The 23390-nt window shown below is 62.6% G+C and carries 16 protein-coding genes, 1 tRNA gene and 1 pseudogene; 3 read left to right on the top strand and 15 right to left on the bottom strand.

Translation table 11 applies throughout. The features are described 5' to 3' along the window. Positions 1-5 precede the first annotated feature (5 nt). The 4 genes from JQ631_RS28610 to JQ631_RS28595 form a co-directional block, all read right to left on the bottom strand. Positions 6-602 (bottom strand): hypothetical protein, encoded by a 597-nt coding sequence (locus JQ631_RS28610; RefSeq protein ID WP_212332614.1) that lies wholly within the window; start codon positions 600-602, stop codon positions 6-8. A gap of 87 nt (positions 603-689) precedes the next feature. Continuing rightward, positions 690-1514, bottom strand: coding sequence for a metallophosphoesterase (locus tag JQ631_RS28605; protein WP_212332613.1), 825 nt, complete (start codon positions 1512-1514; stop codon positions 690-692). 2 nt (positions 1515-1516) lie between these two features. Beyond that, the gene (locus JQ631_RS28600) at positions 1517-1717 is read right to left on the bottom strand and encodes a hypothetical protein (protein ID WP_212332612.1); all 201 of its coding nucleotides are present in this window, start codon (positions 1715-1717) and stop codon (positions 1517-1519) included. Position 1718: 1 nt separating this feature from the next. Beyond that, positions 1719-2264, bottom strand: a complete 546-nt coding sequence (locus JQ631_RS28595; RefSeq protein ID WP_212332611.1) for a hypothetical protein — start codon at positions 2262-2264, stop codon at positions 1719-1721. Positions 2265-2459: 195 nt separating this feature from the next. On the opposite strand from JQ631_RS28595, the gene JQ631_RS28590 reads away from it, so the two are divergent. Continuing rightward, entirely contained in the window at positions 2460-2660 is a 201-nt protein-coding gene (locus JQ631_RS28590) for a hypothetical protein (protein WP_212332610.1), read from the top strand. 3 nt (positions 2661-2663) lie between these two features. Here the strand turns inward: JQ631_RS28590 and JQ631_RS28585 are convergent, their stop codons facing one another. The 9 genes and pseudogenes from JQ631_RS28585 to JQ631_RS28545 form a co-directional block, all read right to left on the bottom strand. Next, positions 2664-3122: a very short patch repair endonuclease gene (locus JQ631_RS28585; RefSeq protein WP_212332609.1), complete on the bottom strand. Its 459-nt coding sequence runs from the start codon at positions 3120-3122 to the stop codon at positions 2664-2666. Further along, positions 3103-4266, bottom strand: a complete 1164-nt coding sequence (locus JQ631_RS28580; protein WP_212332608.1) for a PD-(D/E)XK nuclease family protein — start codon at positions 4264-4266, stop codon at positions 3103-3105. The genes JQ631_RS28585 and JQ631_RS28580 overlap by 20 nt, the downstream gene beginning before the upstream one ends. A gap of 2 nt (positions 4267-4268) precedes the next feature. Next, positions 4269-9923 carry a DEAD/DEAH box helicase gene (locus JQ631_RS28575; protein WP_212332606.1) on the bottom strand — a complete coding sequence of 1885 codons (5655 nt, stop codon included), beginning with the start codon at positions 9921-9923 and terminating at the stop codon, positions 4269-4271. Next, entirely contained in the window at positions 9920-10789 is an 870-nt protein-coding gene (locus JQ631_RS28570; RefSeq protein WP_212332597.1) for a hypothetical protein, read from the bottom strand. Before JQ631_RS28570 ends, JQ631_RS28575 begins: the two co-directional genes overlap by 4 nt. After that, on the bottom strand, positions 10786-14727 hold the full coding sequence (locus tag JQ631_RS28565) for a hypothetical protein (protein WP_212332595.1): 3942 nt from the start codon (positions 14725-14727) through the stop codon (positions 10786-10788). The genes JQ631_RS28570 and JQ631_RS28565 overlap by 4 nt, the downstream gene beginning before the upstream one ends. Before the next feature lie 200 nt (positions 14728-14927). Next, the gene (locus JQ631_RS28560) at positions 14928-16088 is read right to left on the bottom strand and encodes a DNA cytosine methyltransferase (protein WP_212332587.1); all 1161 of its coding nucleotides are present in this window, start codon (positions 16086-16088) and stop codon (positions 14928-14930) included. A 179-nt stretch (positions 16089-16267) separates the two neighbouring features. After that, complete coding sequence (locus tag JQ631_RS28555; RefSeq protein WP_212332585.1) at positions 16268-17212, bottom strand: HNH endonuclease; 945 nt, start codon at positions 17210-17212, stop codon at positions 16268-16270. Between the two features lie 196 nt (positions 17213-17408). Continuing rightward, positions 17409-17484: transfer RNA gene (locus tag JQ631_RS28550), tRNA-Ile, on the bottom strand. A 336-nt stretch (positions 17485-17820) separates the two neighbouring features. After that, positions 17821-18797 (bottom strand): annotated as a pseudogene (locus tag JQ631_RS28545) (Bug family tripartite tricarboxylate transporter substrate binding protein). Between the two features lie 107 nt (positions 18798-18904). Here JQ631_RS28545 and JQ631_RS28540 point away from each other — a divergent pair. Next, positions 18905-19870 (top strand): TAXI family TRAP transporter solute-binding subunit, encoded by a 966-nt coding sequence (locus tag JQ631_RS28540; RefSeq protein WP_212332581.1) that lies wholly within the window; start codon positions 18905-18907, stop codon positions 19868-19870. Positions 19871-19897: 27 nt separating this feature from the next. Here JQ631_RS28540 and JQ631_RS28535 read toward each other — a convergent pair whose 3' ends face one another. Together JQ631_RS28535 and JQ631_RS28530 are read right to left on the bottom strand one after the other, a co-directional pair. Next, positions 19898-21112 (bottom strand): ABC transporter substrate-binding protein, encoded by a 1215-nt coding sequence (locus tag JQ631_RS28535; RefSeq protein WP_212332579.1) that lies wholly within the window; start codon positions 21110-21112, stop codon positions 19898-19900. 103 nt (positions 21113-21215) lie between these two features. Then, a complete protein-coding gene (locus JQ631_RS28530) occupies positions 21216-22109 on the bottom strand; it encodes a substrate-binding domain-containing protein (protein ID WP_212332577.1) in 894 nt (297 codons plus the stop codon). Positions 22110-22504: 395 nt separating this feature from the next. Between JQ631_RS28530 and JQ631_RS28525 the strand changes: the two genes are divergently transcribed. Continuing rightward, positions 22505-23338, top strand: coding sequence for an ABC transporter substrate-binding protein (locus JQ631_RS28525; RefSeq protein ID WP_212332575.1), 834 nt, complete (start codon positions 22505-22507; stop codon positions 23336-23338). The last annotated feature ends 52 nt before the right edge of the window (positions 23339-23390 follow it).

Genomic DNA, 23390 nt, shown 5'->3' with positions numbered 1-23390 from the left:
TCTCTTCACGAGCGCACCCTCACGATGGTCGCCGGCCCGAGCGGCTGGGACACCAGGTCGATCTCGAGAAGGTCGTCGCAGGCGAGGGAGAGTACCGAGGGCGTCGGGTCGGTGTCTGAGCGGACGCTCTCCAGCAGGCGGATGAGCTCCATCGGGCCGTCGTCGCGCAGGATCTGTAGAATACGGATGCGCAGGCCCACCGGCACGAAGCGGCCGCGGTTCGGCCAGACGATGCGGCAGTTGCTGCAGCGGGGCTCGCGATGGAGCTCATCGGCCGTGACGACCAGCGGCTTGAGCTCCAGTTCGCGCAGTGCGATCAGGACCAGCCCCTCGTCGTCGAGATCCCTGACCTGCCTGGCCGGCACCACGTCGAGGTGGAAGCGGCCGTCGTCCTTCGTGAGAACGACGGCGTCGACGTCGACCGGCTCTAGCGGTGCGGACGCAACAGGCGACGACGGAATGTGGCGGATCGACCGGACCGCCGGATCGAGCGACGCCTGGACCAGCGCTTCTCGAAGAGCAGGGTGTCGCGCGGGGATCGGAACGGGCGCTTTTGCGGAAACGAAGAGGTCGGGGCGGGGGCGGGGCTTGGGCCTGAACATGACGAAACACTCGAAACCTGGACGTGGAGGGGCGGGTTGGCTTCGGGGTGCTTCTGATTGTCGATGTCGGTCATGGGCCGGTCCCTTTCAGATCTCGATGATGAGGCGTTCGTCGAAGTGCGGATTGTCCCAGGTGCGCATGGAGGGCGCCCAAGGCCCGTACCCCTTCGCATTCGATACGACCCGGGTCTCGCCGATCACGGCGTCGAAGGACTCGTGGGTGTGGCCGTAGAGCCAGAGGTCGGCGGGGCGCAACGCCCCGCGTCCCTCGTCGGGCGCCGGCACCATCAGTCGCGTCAGATCGCTGCGGTAGGCGGGGTCGAGCGCGTAATCGATGCCCCGACGCGAAGCGGCTGATGACATCTGGCGCACCGGCGCGTGATGCGTGACGACGACCAGGCGGTCCTGGCCGCGCGGCTTACGCATTTCGGCCTCCAAGAACGCCCAGGATTTGACGTGCCGGGTCAGCGCGTGATGCGGCAGGAAGCGCTCCTTGTAGCTGTTGCGTCGGATTTTCTTGAAGTCATTCATGCGGTCGCCTGCGAGGACCATGGCGCCGTGCGGGTCCCCGTGCAGGGCGAAGTCCGTCCACAGCGTCGCGCCCGCGAAAATGACGTTGCCGACGCGCACGGTGTCGTTCTGCAAGACGTGGATGTTCGTGCCGGCTGCCGCGGTTCGGGCTTTCTCAAGATCGATATCGATGTCTTCCCCGTACGGCTCATGATTACCCATGACATAGACAACGGGCCGGCCGGGCACGCGCTCGAGCAGCCAGCCGACGCCGCGCTCGGCGCGCGGGATCAAGTCGCCGGCGACGATCATCACGTCGAAATCCGGACGCGCTTCGGCGGGCGGGAGGTCCCAGCCGCGCGTCAGCTCGAGGTGGATGTCCGACATGACCCAGAGGCGCATGGTCAGTCCTCCTCGCGATCGCGATCGAGGGGTTCGGCCCCGTCGGCGAGTTCGAGGATCGCGTCGATCAGGGGGTCGGGCATCTCGTCGATGCCGATCGCGAACTGCACCTCGCGCGAGCCGCAGCGAGGGCAGGCGTGGCGGGACGCGTCGTAGACGGCGGCGTCTTCCTGGTGGCAGGTCCGGCAGCGGAACGTGGCCATCTCAGTTCTCCTCGATGCCGAGCGAGGTGGGGTCGACGTCCACGAAGGCGTCGTCCTCCCGGTCGTAGCGGCGGCACACGATCCGCCGCTGCGCGCCCAGCCCGTACTGGATGATGTGGATGTTCTCGAAGCCGGGCCGGACTTCGGCGGGGGCGTGTCCCTCCGCATGCAGGTCGCAGCGGGTGGTCAGCCACCCGCCCGTCCGGAGGACGCCCGCCTGGCCGCACACATCGCACGTGCAGGCGCTGCGGGCTTCGGCCAGATCGATCGCCTCCTCGACGTGGGCGCTCGCTTCCGGAGAGAGACGGCCGGTCCAGTACATCCTGATCGTGGCGTACTTCTCTTTCATCTGCGTGAACCGGAAGCTGCCGCTGTCGGCTGCGACCGCCGCCCGGATCCGGACGCAGCAGCGGTCAATGAGGTCGCGCCAGCCGGGGCCGCACTCCGGGTAACCCTCCGCCCCCTCAGGAGCGCCCGCTGGCGAGCGGAAGAGGTCGGAATGGGCTTCGATCAGCCCCAGCCTCCAGTCCTGCAGCACACTCGACATCACGACGCTAACCACTCAACATGAGAACGAAACAAGAACATTAAGAGCAGGAAGGTCAGCTCGAGTCAAGCGGTTAGCGCGTTCTTCTTATATAAGAAGGGACGGGCGTCTTATATAAGACTGGCCGTCGTCTCTGGCGCCCAGGCCAGCCCAGCCTTATGGTTAACGGAGGCTTATTGCGCAGCGGATGGGCGGATGGTTGGGAAGAAGAAGGCGCCGAAAAGGGGCAAGCGGACGCCGATCGGCGACCGTGTGACGTTCCTGGCGATGATGGACAAAGAGGTCATCGCGGACATCAAGCAGGTCGCGATCGAGGAGCATCGGGCCGCTTGGGACGTGATGGAGCAGGCGGCGAGGGAGTTCTTGAAGCGGCGGCAGAACAAGCGAGCGCGCTGAAAGCTATCGCGTAAGAGCGTTCTTGAAGAAGTCGGCGATTTGCGCGGCGGCAATTTCGGGTTTGCGCGATGAGCATTCCCAGATGATCAGCACCCGATAGCCAAGTTCTTTGAGCCTCTCCGCGTGTGCAAGGTCTCGAGCCTTCGTTCTTTCAAGCTTTGGCCGCCAATAGCTACGGTTCGATTTTGGATCCGAAGCAAGCGAACAGCTGTCATGTGAGTGCCAAAAACAGCCATGCACGAAGATTGCGAACTTCCGTCGTTTGTTGGCAAAATCGGGCTTCCCGGGAAGGTCGCGAACGTTCATCCGGTATTTGATGCCGGATTGGGTGAGAAGCCGTCGGACCACGCGCTCCGGCGTCGTACCCGTCGAGCGAATCCGCGACATCGCTTCGCTCCTGCTCAAGGGAGCTCTTTTGCTCCGAGCGAGAAGCTTTCGAAGCTTAGGCAACCTGGACCTCATCCAGCGGACGTGTCGCGTCCGCACGAATGACGATCTCGGGTATCTGGTCTATCGGCATTGGAACGGTCCGCATGCCGGCGACCAGGCGTCCATCGCGGCGAAGTTCGGCGCCCACGATCCTGCATTCAGCGCCGACCGGGTTTTGCGATAGGTCTCCATGTATCGAACGGCGGGTAACTAGACTAGGCGTCGCAATTTGGGGAACGCTGGCAGATGCGCCCTCCAGTGCAACGGTCTGTACGTCGCCATCATTGCCTAGCTGAACGTATTTCAATCGGCCGGTGACGGCGACATTATTCAGAGGCATGCCGGCTGCCTGATGTTGTGCGAGCCACGGCCAGAATGCGGGACACAGAAGCTGAAATTTGCAGTTTTGACATGCTTGCGCCGACGGACTTGCAATATCCGCAGATTGCCGAGCCGACGCCAGTCTTCGATTCCAAGCTTCGAGATCATGCACTGCGCGATCGGCCTCAGCGTCGCACTCTGTCGGATTGAGATCGAACTCGATTAGTTCTCCGGAAGCCGCAGCAAGAATGCCCTTTTCGGGCCAGAAGCCGCAAACTTCGGCGATAATCGCCGCGTAGATTTGAACTTGCCGGCGGTTTCGTCGGAAAATTTCGGATCCGGCGGCCGTTGTCTGGTCGGGCAAGTTTGACTTGTAGTCTGTGACGGCGTGCTTGTTGAAGCGGTCGGGGCGGCCGACCAGCCGGCCCGACCGGGCGACAAGCCTCTTCTCTGTACCGGAAGTCGGCTGCTGTTCGCTCGCTGGACGGGCGTGGGGCGGGGTTGATCTCGCGGCAAGATCGGCCGCTGCGCTGATTGCTCGCTCCTCGGCCAAATAGTAGTTTGGCCAATGAACCGCGCTGGCGAACCTGCGATCGAATTGGTGCAGGCCGGCCTCTTGAGCGAACCGCTCCACGATTTCATTCCAGGCGGCCACGAGAGCGGGTCCGGCCAATCCCCGCCGCGCCTTTTCCATGAGCGAGTGGAAGGCGATCCCCAGCCAGAGGCGGGGATCGTGAAGGACCCACGCATCCGCGTCTCTGCAGGACGAAAGCCCTGCCCGTAAGCCGCAGACCGCCATTTCCGCGGCGGCGGTCGGGCTGGTGCTTGCGAGCGGGGCGATGGAGAGCGGCGCCATGACTATAGTGGCTGCCGGAGCGCTTTGAACACTGAAACGAAGGAAGCCTCCGGATCAATGTGGAGCCCATGCACACGCTCGGCCTCGTTCCATGCGCGGGCAATGTCCCGGCAGGGGTTCACTCCGGGGCCAGTCAGCCACAACGGATGCGTTATGATCTTGACGTCTGTCCCGTTGGCGATCGCCGGAAGGCCCGCGATCGTTAGGCGCCGATGGCCAGGCCGGGCGTTGAGTAGAGTGGTCGCGGCCTTGTCGACAACGCGGCTCCATCTGGGCGAAGACAGCGAGATCGTTACATTCGCGTCTAGAGCCAAAGCAGCGAGATCGGCGGCGAGCCTCCAGTCCAGCAGGTTGTGATATTGCAGATTGCTGTAGCTGCGCAGGCAGTCGGGACACGATGTATCGCAGGCATCCGAATGCGTCCCGTCTTCCAGTCTCTCGAAAAAGTCTTTGTGGCCAGGTTCGCAGATCATCCGAAGCAGCTTTTCTGCCACGGGGGGCTGGCCCAGATACGTCGAGTAGCCCGCACCGTTCTCCAGCGTGTCGCACAAGAAAACCTGCCCGGTAACTTGGGTCGCCACGTCCTCTACGCTGCGGATGCCTGACTTCAATTCGTGGTCCTGGATGTCGAGCAGAACCGCGGCGGCTCTTCGGAGCATGAACGAGAGCGAATACAAGGCGGCTCGGCCCTGCGGGGTCCTGGGATCTGCGCCACGTCCAGTTCCGAAATCCCTGATGCCAAGCAGCATCATGTCGGTCCGGCTTATCGCGGCGAGTGCGCATCTCACAGGCTGCCCGATAGGATTGGGTGCGACCTGTCGGGCTCTTCGATTTTCCGCCGCCGCGCTTTTCTGTTCGGCCGACTGCATGGCTCCTACGTCCACCATGGCGTGCGAATTTTGCGATATTCGCACCAGCTCGTAGAGTCGGCCGCCATTGTCGTTGATGACGTAGAGTCTTCCTTCGTCACCCGACCCGACCTCGAAATTGAGATGGGGGTTGATGGCGAATTGGGGCCGTCCGACCTTGGGACGGGCTGCCCGCGGAACGAATTCGAAAGCGCCGTCGTAATCGCGGGCGCCCGTATAGTAGCTGGTGAAGCCCTTGGGCTGGCGTAGGTCGAGAAGACGATATTGCCGGTCGCCGTCTCCCTCTGGCGCACCGCACGTCGGACACGGGCCACCGGCCAAGTTGACCGTTTCCACGTGCTGACAATTACCGCAGACGCCGACCGTCACGGGCGGTCCGAGAGGGTCCGGATCCTCTTCGACCATCTGGCCTTGCGGGAAGTATCTGACGACACCGATGGACGTGTGAATTGCCCTTTCCTTTACAGTTTCAGCGCCGGGAGCGAACATGCTGACGGCGAGCTCAAGATCACGGTCAACCACATCGCGTGCGGGCCATCTGCGTGGTCTGCTGTGATAGAGATTGCGGGCGCGCGTAGGGAAGCCGAACATCGGAAGCAAACCATGGTTCGCGAGACGTTCGCTTAGGGCGTCTTGGACGAGAGTGATGTCCTGGCTGGCACCGGTGATCCGCTGGACAAGCTGCGTACGCACGAAATCGAGGCTCTCGGTGCGTGAGGCCGGATCGTTGCTCATCACCGTTCCGAGCAGCAGCGTATCGCATGCGTGCTCGACCTCGTTAGGGTGCGTGTCGATCCATTCCTGAATTATTTCTGCCACCGTTGTCCCCGCGTAGCCGGCCGGCTGCTGGTCCGGAGGATTCGTCCACGCGTTGGCCCGTCCGAATTCGCCATGCACGCTGTCGCCATCGGGGGTAGCGAACAGATTGAGTTCGGTGAAGGCCGCTCGGAGCACTTCTTTGTTCAGGACGCGCTGCAGTATCTGCCTTCTGTTCGTGTCGACGTAAGGCGGTGGAGGAGGGTCTGCGGTGATGCGGTCCGGACGCTGGAAGTAGTAGTCATCGTGGCTCCGCCCTCTGCACAAGGTGAGGGCGATCGACACGGCGGCGCCTCGGCGACCCGCCCGGCCGACCCGCTGCTGGTAATTGAACCGCATGGGAGGCATGTTCGCCATCATGGCGGCGAGCAGCGAGCCGATGTCCACGCCGGCTTCCATAGTCGTAGTGACGCTCAGAAGGTCCAGATTGTCGGTAAGGCCGAATTCGTCGCCGATCGGAACGTTCTGAAAGAGACGCTGCCGGTCTTTGGCGACCACCTTGTCGGTTTGTCCCGTCATCTCGGCGCAGTTCAGCCGGAATACGGGTCCGGCCTGCGTCGCCAGCCATGTGTAATAATCTACACCCTCGCGGGCGTCGTCGACGCCGATCCGCAGAGGGGTTCCCAGTGGGGCCGTGCAGTTGCTGCAGACACCACCACTGCGATGGAGATGAACCCGCGAGCAAATGCCGCACTGGAAGTAATTTTCGCCAGGCCTTCTGACGAACAGCCGGTCGAACTCCAAAATGCCCTGGTTGTAGACTCTGGAACGAGTCATAAGTCCGAGCACCTCCTGGAGCAAGGACGTGGCATCCCGGGCGTTGAGATTGGCGACCGATGTGACGTAGTCGCTGATGTATCTCGGAAGGTCGTTGCGGTCGGCAGTGGCCCGGTGGGTGTCGATGCGCCGTCGCTTCCCGAGCAGCCGGATGCAGCTTTCGGCGGTCTGCTGCAGCACATCGTCGTTTGCGGGCCGGAACTGCGGATCGAAGGTAACCACGCCCAGCTTGAGGGACTCGAAATCGCGCCTGCCGCCGGAGAAGATCGACTCGGCAATAGCCTCACGCTCGGCGTTGCCGATCCTCCGCCGATGCTCGATCTCGTCCGGAGTGAGGACCTGCTTGAAGGCAGGGGGATCTAGTTGCCAGTCGAACAGACGGGGCCAGTCGCCGGTTTGGTGATCGAGATCCGTCCAGGTGACGCTTCGATCGACGCCGCCTGGGTTCATGCCGTTCGCGAGGAGTTTGCGCTCCGCCTGATCCTGCATGCTCCGGATGGGGAGCACACCGTCGCGTGCCTCGGCCAGCACTTTGTCCTTGAGGGCTTGGTTCGTATAACCGCCGAGGCGCGAAGGCCGTGCTCCTTGACCAAGTTGGACGGCCATCATTGCGCTGGCCGCTTCCTGTCGGGCGGCGGCAAACGCGTCGGCAAGCCTTTCTTCTTCAGCGGTCAAGGCTTCCATCCGTAGGCGCCGGTCGAAAGCCAAGATGCCACGAGCTTCGTCCGACACTCCTTCGACCAGCACCTGTCGCATGGCGTCGAGCCAGTGGGACTTCGCCACGCCGACCGCTAGTTTCGCGGCATCCTGTCGGCTGTCAGAAAACAGGACGAGCTTGCGCCTGGAATCCTCGACGGCATGATCCGCCCCCTCGGTGACGGGGGCTATCTCTCTCAAAAGCGCGTCGGTCAAAACCTGCGCGGTTTTCTGAAAACCCGTGCGCTGCGTGCGTATCGGAGCAGCGCTCGCGAGTTTGGCCCAATTGGCTTCGCATCGAGGACATACGGCGGGCCGTTCGTTTTGGGCAGACGGGGTAGTTAGTGCAACAACCGCAGCGTTTGGTTCATGGAGACGCTTGACATAGTAGATCCATCCGGTCGCGCTTTGCTGATTTCGCGCGAGTTCGAGTTCGCCTGTGAGGTGGTCGTAGCGCGCCCTATGCCAGCTTCTTCTGACTCCATCTTGATCCCAATGATCCTTCTGAGGCGCTCGGAGGCCTGCCGCCGTTCGAGACGGCCAGTAAACAGCGTAGTTGAAGTATGTGCGGTCGCTGGCCGAGTGATCCGGCGCCTTCTCGATGTTCGGATCGTCAGGAACGAGAGACCAGGCATTGTTGCGAAGGTCGCGCTTGTAGCCGCCCAGGAATACGTCGCCGCACGGCTCGCAATACAGCATTTCCAAGACGCGCGAACCACATTGGCAGGTCGTCACGGCCCGGTCGAATAACTTGCCTACTGGGATGTCCGCTTCGACGCGGGTCACTCCTGTGCAGCCGGGATTTGTGCAGGCCCAAATTCCCTGCACGTTCCGGAAGAATACATGTTCGCGAAGCGGGAGCAGCGGTGCTCCGGCGCCATTGCGGGCTAGGGCCAGCGAAGAGACTATACCCTGCCCGGCCGAGGCTGCGACGTGGGGTTCAGCTTCGGGGAACAAGCGGGCGCCGATGCGCCCCGGGGTGAGGGGCCGCACAACGGGTTGCTCGTCGGACCCGCTATTGCATGCCGCTCTGACGGCATCGGGAATGCCCGCAACCCCCAGCGCCTCGCCCAGCCGGTTTTCCAAAGAGAGTGTTGCTGACGGTCGGGGCGAGCCGGACGCGTCGCTCAGCGAGTCGATGCTATCGTTAATGTCGGCCTCGACGTCTGCCTCTATGGCCTGGCCAAGTTGGGCGAAGGTCCCCGCGAGTCCGCGAAGTCGCCCGATCGCGCCCGCCGGGATAGGCGTTGCGCCTCCGCGCACGAACCCAAAGGCTCGAGAGGTGCCGAAGAACTGGCTCAGATATTCTTGGGCCTTTACGTCGTCGGATCCGAGCGAGGCGCTCGAAGCGAGTATCCGCAGTTGCGGATGATCAGGATGCAGACCGATGCGATCGAGGAGAACGCGGATGATATACGCGACTTCGGTGCCGGGAGTGCCTCGGTAGGAGTGCAGTTCGTCGACAACGAGATGGAAGACGTTTTCGGGGCTGCTCGCGAGCCAGTCGCGCGTGCTCGCAAAGATCGGCGTTTCGACGTCTCGCATCAGCATGATGTTGAGCATGCTGTAGTTCGTCACCAAGATGTCCGGCGGCGCATCCTGCATGTCCCAGCGGCTCCACATCTCGCCGCCATCGAGACGAGGGAAGAACCGTTCGGCGTCGCCGTGCCCCGCTGCTCGCGCTGTTCTCGCCGTCTCGGCGAGCTTCTTCATCGCGTCCCTCAGCCTGTTGACGGCGTCATCGCTAGACGGTCTTCCGGGAACGGGTGTCGAGCCGATGTAGCGGCCGAACCAAAACCGGTTGCCCTTGCGATTGTTTCTCAGCCAATCGCGAACTGCGTTGCTGTCGAGAGACTGCCGCAGGCGCGTCATCTGATCTTCCGCCAAGGCATTGAGCGGATACATCACCAGTGCACGGACGCCGGGAAGCCTCGCACCCTGTTCGTGAGCGCGCTGACCGATCCGGGGATGGCGGGTTCTAGCTCCTTGGCCAGGCTGCGGTGTCATGTCCCACCAGTCGTTCCTGGGGGCCGCAGGCGCCTCGGGCCAGTTCATGGATTCTCGGATGAGGGATGCGAACACCGGAAGGTAGATGGACTCTGTTTTGCCGGATCCGGTGCCCGTCAAGATCACTGCATCCCGGCGCTCTGCCGACGATATTTGCAGCATCTCCACCTGATGACGATACAATTCGATGGGCGCGGCGCCCGTTGTGCTGAACAGGCCCGTTGCAGCGAACTGTCCCAAGTCCGCGATAGCCTGCGGCGACCAGCCAGCTGCGCCGCTGAGGGCGGCCGACGCTGCCGCTACGACGTCATGGCGACTTCCGATGTACGGAGGCTGCGGCTCGATGAGCGGATCACGGTAGAGCACGCCGTCGCGGTCGAGGAGAGCGCGCCGCTCCTCCACGAGTTCATCGAATCTGAGGTCGAACGGGCTGTCGAAGTAGCGGAGATAGGCTTCTTTCAGTCCGCGAAAGACGGCCATTGCGTCGGTCATGCCACCCTCAATCCAAGCACTGCGGTCGCAAGCCGCGCCATTCGGCTGGTCACTCCGCGGAAAACCAGTTCTTTTCGTTCACGCCACACCTCCGGCAATTGGCCCGAACAGAGAGCCAGCGCTCTTGAGATAAGCACCGGTGGACTCAGCGTCCAGGGAATGCGCAGAGATTGGGACTTGAAGTCGATATGAAGCGCCCTCGCGCCTTCAGCCACAGCGAGCCGGCCTGCCGCCAGGTCGATCTCCGATTGGGAATCCGTCGCAGTCTTAAGCAGGGCGATGCTGTCGTAATCCCTCTTGATGAGGAACAGTCCGCGATCCGCTTGCTGGCTTTCCTCCAGAGTAGACGGCACCCATAGCAGTTTCGATTTGGAGAACCGGCGCACGCCTTCGACCCTCCCAGACACCATCTGGCAGTTCCTGCGAGGCCAGGAAGCAATCGTGGGGAGGCTGGCCAAGAGTGTGAACGCAGCGTCCCGCTGCCAATTGAGCGCGGTATCCGCCGCGACGGAGCACAGTTCAGCCGTCGTGGGGGCATTCACCAGGATGCAGTCTGGCCGCCTGTTTTGCGGGATGCGGTTGAGCGTGGCATTGTGCACGGCGCACGCCGTAGTCAGCCTATCGATCAGGCCTCGGGTTCTCGCTCCGCAAAGTACGGCCGATGCATTCTCTTCTGAACCGTCGCCAAGCGACGCGAGCACCGGCGGCGCGACGCGCCAGACGTCGTCATGCTGCTCGATGTGGCCAAGGACGGCCAGGTCGGTGATGACACGATATGGGCGGCTTTCCGGCCTCAGGTGAGAGGGAAGATCGTTCACCTTGCCGCGTCCGCGATAGGAAAGCCATTCGAGGAGACGGTCCGTCATCGGATTCGCCTCCAGCGCCTGGCCTCCTTGGTGATTGAGCGCCACGCAGCCTTGGCGGCAGCCGTTTCCGGCCTGATGGGGACCCGTCGAGCGGCCATGTCCCGGATCGTGGCGACCCAGCGGTCATCGCGCTTTCGCGGCTTGTGGGTAATGGAAGCTCCTGGCGAATCGAGTGCCAAGATCGTGTTGTTGCCTCTCCGTCCGCCGGATGAAAGGACCGCGAATAGCGGATCGAACGAGAGGACGGCCAGTGCCGCCGGCGCATCTTTGCGTCGCGCCAGCGATTGGATTTCGTGCTGCGAACCGAGCGCCGTCACACTCGACGCTGGTTGGGTAGCGAGCACAGTTCGCCCGTCCGGGCAGTAGACCATCGCGCCGCAGACGCCGGCTGAACCGGCCACGATCGGGCTAAGCGCGTCATGGGCTATCCACGGCTCCCAGCCGCCGCCAAGAGCAGGATCGGACAGGATGTTGTAGCTTCGCGAAGACCCGGGAATTACGATGACGCGGTGCTGCCCCGGGGTGTCCCATCCAGGGGCGATCCAGCTTTCGTCATTTTGCTTTTCCGCTTGCGCGTCGTCGATGAACACCTGACAATTTTCAGGCATTCCCGAGATCCGAATGAGAGGTGCACCCCCTTCCGCATAGGTGGCGCTGCGGATTTCGATTCCGTCGGAAAATGTGATGTCGATGCTGGCGCCAGGATCCAGCGGCTTGAGCCACTCAGGTGGATCCGAGAGAGCTTGGACCGGCGAGTAACCTTCGAGGACCACCCACTCGGACGGAATGCCTTCGTAATTCGCCAGTTGGACGAGCCCCGGGGATCCGGTCTGGGCCGCAGTCGTCGTGATCGCTTCGACATCTCTCTCGCGGCAAACAATGACACAGTTGCCGGCCAGCGGCGCCGCCGAAATCGACATCAAATCTGGTTCGCCTGACAGAGCAGTGAAGAGATGGAAGCGTCGCGCACCCCGTATCCACTCGAGTTGCTGCATCTCGTCTTTCAGTCGAAATTCGCAATCTAGCAGTCCATTCGTCCACTGCAGATCGATATCGTCATAGCGCGTGTCGCCGCAGGCCAGCACCGACGATCCTTCAATATTGGCCTCCTCAGGAAATCCTTCCGGCTTGAGGGGCACGACCGCCAGCGCGACGCGCTTTCTTATCGGATCGACGATAAGCCGCAGCCTGGCATCGGTTTGGCGAACGCGAGCGGTTCGGCGTTCGCGGCGCGGCTCGTCTGTGTCTTTTTGGGCGGCCGGCCTTTGAGATCCTCTTCTGTCACGGAAGACGGCTTGAGGTCGCGAGGGCGCCGGTGTTGGCGTTCCGTCGTCGCTTTCGACCTGCGCTTCAGCCTCCACGGCGCCCGCCTTCTCGGTTTGGCGCGCGGGCCCCTCAGCGGAAGCACTCTCGCGCTCGGCGAACTGCTGCGTTTCATCCGGAGAGGTGGCGGGGGTATCATCGGCCGCGTGAGGCAGCGGATCCAGCGGGGTCGTCGCGAGTCGATCGTCCGCCGTTGGAAGGTCCGCTTCAATCGCGCCGGTCACCTCTGGGGCAGCGGCTTCGTTGCCAGTCGAGGCCTGTGTCTCCGGGCCACTGATGGTGGCGGAAGCAGTTGCGTCGTCCGCACGATCCGCACCTGGCCCGCCGCCGGGCGAGGGCGTCGGTTTGAGATCGAATTCTTGAGCGAACTTCCTGAAATGATTTTCCACGCTGGGCCGTGCGCGCGTGGTTAGCAACTGGACAAGTTCTGAGCGGTCTCGTTCCGTCTCATTCCACGCCACGATCGGGTCCCAACCAAGCTCTTTGAGCCGACGGACGACATCAGAGACTGTTTCATCGTGCGAGGACAGAACCGCGCGCTCGTCGACGAGCACGGCAAGGCGCCCGTCTTTCTCCAGAGCGGTCCCCTCGGCCGATGCACGCTCGATTTTCCATCCCAAGGCCTGAGCCGCGTGGACGTCCGCCGATTGCGGCAAGATTGCCGAGGCGGAGGAAGACCGTGCGTCCTTTCGGCATAGCGCGACTACGCCGCGTCCGGCCCGTTCGGCCAAGGCCGCGAGACCGGCATCATCGAGTTCGTCAAACGCCCCGATGACGACGTCCGCCGGCTTATCGCCGAAGGCCGATGCGCCGCATCCTTGTTCGCGCAGCGCCATGGCCAGCAAGCCGGCGCTGGCCGACAAGTCATCTATGGTCAGGTCGTGTTCGGCACGTACCAGGACTCCGAAACCATTAGGTTGTCCCAGCCAGCGGTTCGGTGCGCCAGTCGCTGCGGCAGCGACGTCGGCATCTACTTGCCGGTGCGGAATCTCGAGCGATGTCGTCCCGTCATGCTCGTCCACGCCCAGGCTGTGCACTATCGGTCGGGTCGCCTCGATTTGCCTCAGGAGCTCGGATGGAAAGCTGGACGCATCGTCGATGACTACGACGTCAAACTTGCCGTCTGCGATCGCGGTCCGCGCCTCTTCTGGAGTTTTTGCCAGCGTCACAGCCGATGGCCATTCGGCGCTCCCTTCACGATTGGTAAGCGCTGTCAGGTCGAGCAGCAGGTCCAGTACGCCAGGACTATAGGACGTGCTGCTCGGCGGATCGTCCGCTTGTTTGGGGTCGCCAGAAATCCGTTCGACCTGCTGAACAAAGTCGTCAGGAGCGTTGAACGGATCACCAAAGCCGGTGCTCGTGAAGAGTTCTCGGAGTTGCCTCGCTTCGTCGGCGGCTTTCGAGCGGGGGTCCGGTCCACCAGTCGTGCTCAGGACTGTCGAGGCATCCTCGATCGGAGTGCTGAGAAGCCGTTCAAAAATCGTTTTGGGCAGCGACGCGCGGAGGGTAGCCAGATGGCCGTGCAGGTGCTTGGAGGCATATCGTGCCTCCCGCAGCATCTGAATCAGTTTTCCGACATCCGGACGCGTCCGGCTCTGAGACGCGGGCGAGACGCTGAAGCTGCCGATACGTCGGCTTCCAAACTGAGGCAGAAGTGGCTCGAGCAGGGCGCTGTCGTGGCGGTAGTCTTGCAAGGCGGCTTCGAAAGTCCGAACAGCTGCGCTGGCCGCCTGGTCAGGCCTCATGCGCATGAAGTATTCGATCGCCTTTGAAGCGTCGTTTCCATTGCTTGCTGCGAGGGCCGCCGTCAAGGATCCGTGTCGCCGGATCAGCGAGATAGCCGCGCTAATCGTTCGCGCCATGAAGGCCGCATGTCTCTGATACTCCGCAATGGTCTGGTCGGAGGACCGCGGGCGAAGAAGGCTTGCCACGGATTTCGAGACCGAACTCTCCTCGTCCGCCTCCTGCTGTTCCAATACGATCTTGGCCAGGCCGGCTTCGTAATCCCGGTCGCTGGAGAGGATCAGACCGAGGACCTCATCGTCTGGAGGCACCTCCACCGCTCCGCCCGCTATGACGCTGTCGACATCCTTGAAGGTCCGGCCGGCTCGGGCGTTGCCGGTCCACAATACGTTGGCGAGGCGAGATGCGTCCTGAGCCGCCAAAGAGAGCGTCGTCACTGCACTCGCAGAAGGGCCGCGCCCCGCAGCGGCACTGCCTTCTATCTCGTCGAGCGAAAGGTTGTGCGCCTTTGCGATTTCCTGCGCTTTGCCGAGAATGAGAGCCGCGGCGCGAGCGGCCTCAGGATTTGAGCGAATCCGCGCTTCGACGGCACTGGGCGGAGGCGTTACGGCGCCGGCTGGTCCGTGAGCATAGTCAAGTCGCGTGCGGTCCGAAAGGATTCGATGGATCTCGCGGACGAAACCGAAGCCGAGCGGCCGTTCAAGGATATGGCTTGCCCCGACCAGCAGGCAGCGCTTGCCCGAGCGGGCCGTTTCCGAAGCGATAACGTTTGCGAGCACAGACTTGCCCGTCCCGCCTCGGCCCGTGACCTCGACGGGGCCTGAGAGAGATTTGCGCAGTGCAAGAGCTTGAGCGGGATCGAGGATGATCATTACCCGTCACCGGACCCGCTACTCTGCAGCCTTCAACATTCGCCCCAGCCCCGAAACTCTTTGTTTAGTTGCAATCTAACTTACACACGCGCGGAAACGACCGGCAACTCGGTTTTTGTGATTTGATTCAAAAGTATGAGGACAAAGCCAAGATTCAAGGATTCGCAGCTTTGGGAAAGTCCGTGCTGGCTGCGGCGAACTCACATGGCCCGCAGCAGTTTCTTGGCGGCGGACGCCACGGCGTATCCAAGCAGGGGCGGGACGGCGTTGCCCACCTGCTTCAGCTGCTGGCGCTCGCTACCCAAGAAGACAAACCCATCGTGGAAAGACTGCAGTCTCGCGGCTTCGCGGACGGTGATCCAGCGGTCATGCTTCGGATGGATCCACTCAGAAAGGTCCCGCTGCATGTGCGCCAGGATGGTGTAGGACGGCTCGTCGGGATGAAGTCGGCGCCATTTGTAGGCGCGTGATCCATTCCAGAGCGATTTCGGCAGTGAGTCTCCGTCGGCTCCGGGCTTGAGCGCCTTTACGATGCGCTTTCTGCGGCTTTCGATGCCCTTAGTATGATGGTTCAGCAGGGATCGCTTGCCCTTCAAATTCGCGGACTTCCACGGTTTCGGTACGAGAGGGCTGTCAAAGTCGAGGCGCATGGCGCGCTGGAAATCGGAGGGGTTCTTCAGGCGGAGCTTCGGGTACGGAAGCGGGCCGTCATCCAGGGAAACGGAGCGTGGGAGATCTGAGATGGCCTCGTGGACAGTGATCTCACGTTCGCTGCGGCTGGAATCCAGATAGCGCAGGAATTGTGCGGCCAGATCATCCGACGCTGCCAGATCGTCTCGCGTCCCAACAAAGAACACGCGTCGGCGATGCTGCGGCACGCCGAACTGCGACGCCGTCAAAGGGATCAGTACGGTGTTGCGATACCCAGCGCCCCTCAGAGCCGAAAGTATAAGGTCTCGGAAATGGCCGTTTTTCATTGCGACCATGTTCGGGACGTTTTCCATTACGAAAACCTTCGGCTTGAGTGCCTTCAGCACTCTCGCGAATTCCAGGTAAAGGAGGTTCCGGGGGTCCTTCAGGTCGCGCGGGCCGATCTGGCTGAAGCCCTGGCAGGGCGGACCACCGAAGACCAGGTCGACGTCGCTCTCGATGAGGTCGCGCTTGGAAGGAACGCCTGGCTGGGCGTCAAGCAGAAAGCGCGACACGTCGCCGTTGAACATCGGCACCTTAGGGAAATTGGCGCCATGCGTTTGGACGGCGTATTTGTCCATCTCTACCGCGCATGCCAGCTTGAACCCTGCGAGACGAACGCCCTCGCAGAATCCTCCGGCACCACTAAACAAAGAGACGGCGTTTGGCATATCTCGCTCAGAGTCGCATCTAGGGAAATCGTCGCTCTTCGAATCAAGCTCAGGCGAAAGAGTGTAAGTGTCAACGTGGGGCGAGAGGTTGTGAACGGCTTCCTGCGCTCGTCGCGCAGAGTCATTGTGCCTCAAGATGGTTAATTAACCAGGCGCCGTCAGAGGCTCGAAATGTGCTTTTAGGTAAGAGATGCTCCGAACCGCTCCAGCCTATGCCACCTGAGGTACTTTTCTGCCGGCGCATCGAAGGCGTTCTTCGGCGGGCGAAGCTTCTTCTTAAGATCTAACAGTGCAGCTCGCCACTCTGGTGGGACTCTATTGTGTGCAACGACGATCGATCGGTCATCCGGATCCACGGTGATAAGGCCCCGGTCGAACATCCAATGCACTGTACCTGTGAGTGGGAAGCCATTCTGAACGATGTCAGGACCACCGTACTCGACGGGTTTGATATGGGCAGCGGCGAGTTCGACGCGCCCGCCGCCATTGACGAGACCAGGAAGGTGGCTGATGGCGCAAAAATTATCGTAAGCCCCCAGGACTGCGCCTCGGAATGCAGCGTCGCGCGCGATCCGGGTGGCCTGGAATTGCTGAAAGAACCACTCCCGTTCGTCGGGGAGATCGTTAGGCGGATTTAGGATGTCGGCGGAGGGGGGAATTCCAAGTTTCTTTGCGTTCTGCGGGTTTCGCGTTTCCTTGAAGCCGTCAAACACGATCGCCGCAAAATCCATGTCTGAGATCAGTCGAACCGATCGGCCAACAAGCTCTCGCCCGACTGCGCCAGGACTCGCACTAGCAGGGATGTCGCGCAGCAGCTTCTCGTAATATCCCTCAGGCCCAAGCTGAGGAACGGGCGTGTCGAAGAATTGCTGCTCCGTGAGATGAAGATAGTAGTTTTGGTCGGGACCTTCTTCGAGGCTCGTCACTCGCGCGATGCCCAAGTAGACTTTTCTGCCGTTTCCGTCCTTTCCGCCGGGCTCGTATATTAGCGCCCAAGTGCCGACCATCGCTTTTGCGGCGTCGACGTAGCCTCGGGTTCCGGGCTTTTTCTGAAAATGGTACCGCTCGATCGAATCGCTATAGCCCCCGCGGTCCGGACTGAAGGAAAGAATGCCTCTGCTCATGTGCAATTTGCCCGCGTGAACAATCTTTGACCCCCCTCGGTTTTTTTGAGCGCGGCAATCGACTGAAAAATCGGACCCAAATTCGTCAAACGCAACAGGAAGATATAGAATCGAGTCGTTCTTAAAACGAAATCGAGTCGCTCTAAAACCCCAAATCGAGTCGTTCTAAAAGTGGCCTCACACGAAGGACGAAGCGTGGTGGGCCCGGCAGGACTCGAACCTGCAACCAGACCGTTATGAGCGGCCGGCTCTAACCATTGAGCTACAGGCCCCGCCGCGAGACGGCCCGCGGGAACGCGCGGCCGGCAACGGTGCGCGGTTCGTTTACAGGGACGGAGGCGGGGGTGCAATGCCGGGCCGGGCGCCGCGGAAACGTCGGTGCGGCATCGGCAGTGATTTTTGAATTACCGAATTTTGCGATCATGCCCTTATGCGCCTGTTTTGCCCGACGGGTCAACCGTTTTTCGGGTGTCTTGATTTTCGTGACCGTAACCCGCTGGAATCGCCTGACTTTCTACTGTGCATGGGGTTGTTTTCGCGTTTTGACGGGAGGGGACCCGGAGGTCCCCTTCTGTCTCGCCGGCCGACGGCCGGTGCCGGCCCGCCGCTCAGTCCACCGAGACCCCGGCGAACTCCACAACTTTGCGCCACTTGTCCGTCTCGTCGGAGACGAGCTTGCCGAACTCGGCCGGGGTCATCGGCCTCGGGATGCCGCCATTCTCGGTCAGCCGTGCGATGATCTTCGGGTCCTTCAGCGTCTCGCTGACCGCCTTGTTGAGGATCTCGACCACATCGCTCGGCGTGCCCTTCGGCGCGGAGATGCCGTAGAAGCCGACCGCTTCGAAGCCCGGCACCGTCTCGGCGATCGCGGGCACGTCGGGTACGGCGGGCCAGCGCTGCGGCGAGGTCACGCCGAGGGCGCGGACATTGCCGCCGCGCGACTGCTCGAGCGCGGAAGGCAGGTTGTCGAAGATCAGCTGCACCTTGTTGGAGATGATGTCAGGGAAGGCGATCGCAGAGCCGCGATAGGGCACGTGCACCATGTCGCACTTGGTCATCGCCTTGAACAGCTCCGCCGACATGTGCACCGAGGTGCCGTTGCCGGACGAGGCGAACGAGATCTTGCCGGGGTTCGCCTTGCAATAGTCGATGAACTCCTGGACCGTCTTGGCGGGAAACGCGTTGGAGACGACCAGCATGTTGGTGAGCTGCATGATGCTCGCGACCGGCGTGGTGTCGCGCAGGAAGTCGAACGGCAGCTTCTTGTAGAGCGAGGTCGAGATCGCGTTGTTGGGCGCGACGAACAGCAGCGTGTAGCCGTCGGGGGCTGCGTTGATCGCAGCACCCGCCGCGATGTTGCCGCCGGAGCCGGCGCGGTTCTCGACGATGACTTGCTGGCCGAGACGGTCCGACAGCGACTGCGCCATGATGCGCGCGACGATGTCGACCGGGCCGCCGGCGGCGAAGCCGATCAGCCAGTGCACGGGACGGTCGGGGTAGGCGGCGGAGGCGGGAGGGGAGGCTGTGAAAAGACCAAAACAAAAAACCAGTGTCCGAAAACAGCGCACCGCAAAATTCGCAACATGAAACCTCCCATTGTTCTATTGTCGTTGCGGGGCATGCTTTCACAAAAACCGCCCGCTGCCTACATCGCCTCACGGCGATGTCGACGCGGGCGCAGCCGGAACGACCATGAAATTCGCAGCCAGTATCTTTCTCGGTGCGGCGCTGCTCTCGAGCCCCGCTGCTGCTCAAACCGGAGGCAACGCCATTTCGACCACGACAATCAGTCTGGGCACCGCGACGCCCGGCGGCGGCTTTCCGCTCTATGGCAATGCCTTCGCCGAGGTGATGAATGCGGCTGATAGCGCGCTCACCATCGCCCCGCGCAACACCAGGGGCAGCAACGAAAACATTCCGCTGCTGGAGAAGGGCGCGCTCGATCTCGCACTTGTCGCGGGCGAGCCGGCTTATGAGGCCTTCGCCGGCATCGGCCGCGCGCCCGTGCGATTGAAGATTCTCACCGCGATCTATTCCAACCCCGGCATGTTCGTGGTGCGGGCGGACAGTCCCTACAAGACGATCCACGATCTCGTGGGGCAGCCGATTGCGTTCGGCGCCAAGGGCTCGGGCCTGCCGATCCTGGCGCGCTACGTGCTCGATGGTCTCGGCCTGAAACAGGACGAGGATTTCAAGGCGATCTATCTCGACCGCGCCGGCGACGGCCCCGCGATGGTCGAGGACGGCCGCGTCGCAGCACTCTGGGGTGCCGGCATCGGCTGGCCCGGGTTTGCCGCCGTCGCCTCGAGTGCATCAGGCGCGCGCTTCATCGCGCCCGGCACTGACGAGATCACGCGCATCCGCGCCAGGCATGCGTTCCTGAAACCCCTGACGGTGCCGGCCGGCAGCTACCCGAAACAGAGCGAGCCGATCGCCTCGCTCGGCTCCTGGAGTTTTGTCCTCACGCGCGAAGACCTGCCCGACGATGTCGCCTATCGTCTGGCGAAGACGCTGCACGGCACCGAAGCGACATTCTGCAAGAAGCTCGCGCAGGCTTGCGAGACCACGGCGGCAAACACAGTCGCCGCCGCGCCGAAGCCGGAGCTGATTCATCCGGGCGTGATGAAATATTTCCGCGAGATCCGTGTGGTGAAGTGACGGTCGCCCGGGGCGACCGTCACGCCGTCACTTCTTGATCAGCGGACACGCCGGGTCCGGCGGTCCGAACGCCTTGTCGCCGGAGATCGTCGCGAGGATCTTGTAATAGTCCCACGGATATTTGCTCTCCTCGGGCGTCTTCACCTGAACCAGCCAGAGATCGTGCACCATCAGATTGTCATCGCGCAGCTTACCGTGGCGGGCGAAGAAATCCTCGACCGGTGTCTCGCGCATTTTCGCCGCGACCTTGAGCGGATCGTCGGTACCGGCCGCCTTGATGGCGTTGAGATAGTGCATCACGCTGGAGTACACGCCGGCCTGCCACATCGTCGGCATCTTGTTCATCTTGGCGAAATAGCGCTTCGACCATTCGCGGGTCTTGTCGTCCATGTCCCAATAGAACGAGGTCGTCAGCAGCAGGCCTTGCGCGGCCTGCAAGCCGAGGCCGTGGATGTCGGTGATCAGCGCGAGCAACGCCGCCATCTGCTGGCCGCCCTTGAAGACGCCGAACTCCGAGCCGGTCTTGATCTCGTTCATGTTGTTGGGCGGACCGGCGGCAATGCCGATGATCTTGGCCTTGGACGCCTGCGCCTGCAGCACGAAGGAGGAGAGGTCGGGCGTCGCCAGCGGCGGCTTCACCGATCCCAGCACCTTGCCGCCATTGGCGGTGATGACGGCGGAAGCGTCACGCTCGAGCGAGTGACCGAAGGCGTAGTCGTCGGTGATGAAGAACCAGCTGTCGCCGCCGCGCTTGACCACGGCATCCGCGGTGCCGACCGCGAGCGCGCGGGTGTCGAACACCCACTGCATCGCGTAAGGCGAGCAGAACTTGCCATGGAAGTCCGCGGTGCCGGTGGAGTGGGTGATGAACAGCCGCTTCTTCTCGTTGGCGATGTTCTGCACCGCGAGGCCGACGGCGGAGACCGGAACGTCGACGATCAGGTCGACCTGATCGACATCGTACCAGCGCCGTGCGATCGCAGCGCCGATGTCGGCCTTGAGCTGGTGGTCGCCGACGATGATGCTGATCGGCTTGCCGAGCACCTTGCCGCCGAAATCGTCGATCGCCATCTGCGCCGCGGTGACCGAGCCCTGGCCGGTCGGCGCGGACGCCGGGCCGTTCATGTCGGTGAGCACGCCGATCTTGACGATGTCGTCGGATACCTGTGCCGATGCCGCACCCGACAGCAGTGCCGCCGTCAAGGCGGCCGCAACCGGCAGTCCAAATCTCGCTCGATTCACGCTTGTCCTCCCCTGAACCGGCGCGTTGGCCGGAGTTGCTTGCGCCGGGTACGGCCCGGCTGAATTGGTTTCTTTTGCAACTATTTTGGGGTGGGCGTCAATCTCAGGCGGCGAAGCGGATCTGCCCGGCGGGCGAGGTATCGTAGCCGGTCAGCTCCTCGGCGCGCTGGTGCAGCCGCCGTTCACCGAGGAACCGGACCAGAGCCTGCATGGCGGGACGGAAATAGCTGCGCTGCCGCATCGCGAGATCAAAATTCTCCCAGGCCAGCGGCACGAAATCGAGCCCGGCCGAACGCGCCGCTGCCCGTGTCGCAATGCCGCAATCGGCCTGTCCGGCGCGAACCACTTCCGCGAGATCAGGCCCGGTGAGGGCCGGCGTCTCCAACCGGCGCAAATCGCGCATCGAGGCGCCCGCGCGCCTCAAGAGCACCTCGAGCAGCATCTGCGCGCCGGTGCCTTGCTGTCGCATCGCCATCCGGGCGCCGAGCGCGAGCACGTCGGACAGACCGAGCAGCCGCTTCGGATTGCCCGGCGGCAGCACGAGACCTTGCTCGCGGCGCACGAACGCGACCAGCAGCGCATCATGCAGATCTGGCGCGTCCCGCAGCGCCGTCATGCTGGCGTCGGAAGCGAGATTGCCCTCGGCATCGAGGCTGTGGAAGTGCACGGCGACCGCCATCACCTCGTCGCGTTGCAGCCGTTCGAGCCCGCGCGCACTGCCCTCGGTCATCGATCCCAGGCCCGAGCCGGATTCGCGCAGGCTCCAGTCCAGAAGCTCGTCCTGGCTGCCGCCGACGACCGGCGGCGGCTCCGCGATCAACATGCCGGCCGGACGTGCCATGCCTGACAGCACCCAGAGATCGAGCTCGTGTCGCGGGAAGAGCCATTTGCCGGTCACCTTGGTGCAGGGGATCGCGCCGTTGGTGACGAGTTCGTAGAGCTTGCGTTCGCCGAGACGGAGATAGTCTGCGGCTTCGCTGGTCGTCAGGAATTCCATCCTGCATTCCTATGCAAATTCTTGCTTCTTTTTGGCGTTCAACGCAGGTGGAATTCTGCACTTCGATTTTTATCCGCGCGAACCATGCCCGATGATCTCGTTGCTTTGCAACACATCCTGACACGCGCTTTGATTTTGCTTGACGATCTTGCGAGGCGCTGACGGTGCGGGCCTTGTGGCACGCGCTTGTTCGGGTAAGCGCAATCAACGTGCTGATTGGTTGCCGAAACTTCCCGAATGACTCGCTTCAGTGCGACGGCCGGCGCATCGTGACTTGCCTTTCGGTGGTGACGGAGACCAAACTCTATTTCTTGTTGTCTTCGTGCCTGCATGGTCCGTCACGAGTGCGGCGCAATCGGTCATCATGATCGCGTCGTTTTCAATGGGAACTCGTCATGGCCGTTCGCCGACTGATCGTTGCATTTGCGCTTCTTTGCGGCCTCGCCGTGGGCATCGCGCCGTCGTCCGCCGAGGAGCGCGCGATCGTCCTAGCAACGACGACGGCGACGCAGGAGTCCGGCCTGCTCGACTATCTCTTGCCGATTGTCCGCGACAAGACCGGCATCGAGGTCACCGTCATCGCGCGGCGTGCCGATCAGGTGCTCGACGGTGCGCGAAGGGGTGAAGCCGACGTGGTGCTGATGCATGCCCGTCCGCAGGAGGAGAAATTCGTCGCTGACGGTTTTGCGACCAAGCGCTTCGACGTGATGTACAACGATTTCGTGCTGATCGGGCCGAAGAGCGACCCCGCCGGCGTGAAGGGCAAAGACATCGCGACCGCGCTGAAGGCGATCGAGGCCAAGGATGCCCCGTTCGTCACGCGCGGCGATCGTTCCGGCACCCACGCGGCGGAGCTTGCGCTCTGGATCGTCGCCGGCATCGACATCGCTGGTGCCAAGGGCGCCTGGTATCGAGAGAGCGGGCAGGGCATGACCGCTGCCCTCGACGGCGCGCGCACGGCGAAAGCCTATGTGCTCTCGGACCGCGCCAGCTGGATCGCCTTCAAGGATCGCGGCGATCTCGACATTGTCGTCGAGGGCGACAAGCGGCTTCTCAACCAGTACGGCGTGATGCTGGTGAATCCGGAAAGGCACCCGAACCTCAGGAATGACCTGGGCCGGACCTTCATCGACTGGCTGATTTCGCCGGAGGGGCAGGCGGCGATCGCGGCTTACAAGGTCGACGGGCAGCAAGTGTTCTTTCCGAATGCGGACAAGTCGGGCGGCTGATGGCCGAGGCACGAGCGGTTGCCAAACCGCGCGATGCGTGATCCATCATGCG

Origin of the sequence: Bradyrhizobium manausense, from assembly GCF_018131105.1 — a bacterium.
In the GTDB taxonomy this organism is placed as follows: domain Bacteria; phylum Pseudomonadota; class Alphaproteobacteria; order Rhizobiales; family Xanthobacteraceae; genus Bradyrhizobium; species Bradyrhizobium manausense_B.
The sequence above is the reverse complement of the archived record's forward strand: the minus strand, read 5'-3'. Positions and strand labels throughout refer to the sequence as shown.

Bases quoted from the DNA above. Each gene is read 5' to 3' on its own strand.
- JQ631_RS28610 (WP_212332614.1), bottom strand. From the start codon at position 602: ATGTTCAGGCCCAAGCCCCGCCCCCGCCCCGACCTCTTCGTTTCCGCA.
- JQ631_RS28605 (WP_212332613.1), bottom strand. From the start codon at position 1,514: ATGCGCCTCTGGGTCATGTCGGACATCCACCTCGAGCTGACGCGCGGC.
- JQ631_RS28600 (WP_212332612.1), bottom strand. From the start codon at position 1,717: ATGGCCACGTTCCGCTGCCGGACCTGCCACCAGGAAGACGCCGCCGTC.
- JQ631_RS28595 (WP_212332611.1), bottom strand. From the start codon at position 2,264: ATGTCGAGTGTGCTGCAGGACTGGAGGCTGGGGCTGATCGAAGCCCAT.
- JQ631_RS28590 (WP_212332610.1), top strand. From the start codon at position 2,460: ATGGTTGGGAAGAAGAAGGCGCCGAAAAGGGGCAAGCGGACGCCGATC.
- JQ631_RS28585 (WP_212332609.1), bottom strand. From the start codon at position 3,122: ATGAGGTCCAGGTTGCCTAAGCTTCGAAAGCTTCTCGCTCGGAGCAAA.
- JQ631_RS28580 (WP_212332608.1), bottom strand. From the start codon at position 4,266: ATGGCGCCGCTCTCCATCGCCCCGCTCGCAAGCACCAGCCCGACCGCC.
- JQ631_RS28575 (WP_212332606.1), bottom strand. From the start codon at position 9,923: ATGACCGACGCAATGGCCGTCTTTCGCGGACTGAAAGAAGCCTATCTC.
- JQ631_RS28570 (WP_212332597.1), bottom strand. From the start codon at position 10,789: ATGACGGACCGTCTCCTCGAATGGCTTTCCTATCGCGGACGCGGCAAG.
- JQ631_RS28565 (WP_212332595.1), bottom strand. From the start codon at position 14,727: ATGATCATCCTCGATCCCGCTCAAGCTCTTGCACTGCGCAAATCTCTC.
- JQ631_RS28560 (WP_212332587.1), bottom strand. From the start codon at position 16,088: ATGCCAAACGCCGTCTCTTTGTTTAGTGGTGCCGGAGGATTCTGCGAG.
- JQ631_RS28555 (WP_212332585.1), bottom strand. From the start codon at position 17,212: ATGAGCAGAGGCATTCTTTCCTTCAGTCCGGACCGCGGGGGCTATAGC.
- JQ631_RS28540 (WP_212332581.1), top strand. From the start codon at position 18,905: ATGAAATTCGCAGCCAGTATCTTTCTCGGTGCGGCGCTGCTCTCGAGC.
- JQ631_RS28530 (WP_212332577.1), bottom strand. From the start codon at position 22,109: ATGGAATTCCTGACGACCAGCGAAGCCGCAGACTATCTCCGTCTCGGC.
- JQ631_RS28525 (WP_212332575.1), top strand. From the start codon at position 22,505: ATGGCCGTTCGCCGACTGATCGTTGCATTTGCGCTTCTTTGCGGCCTC.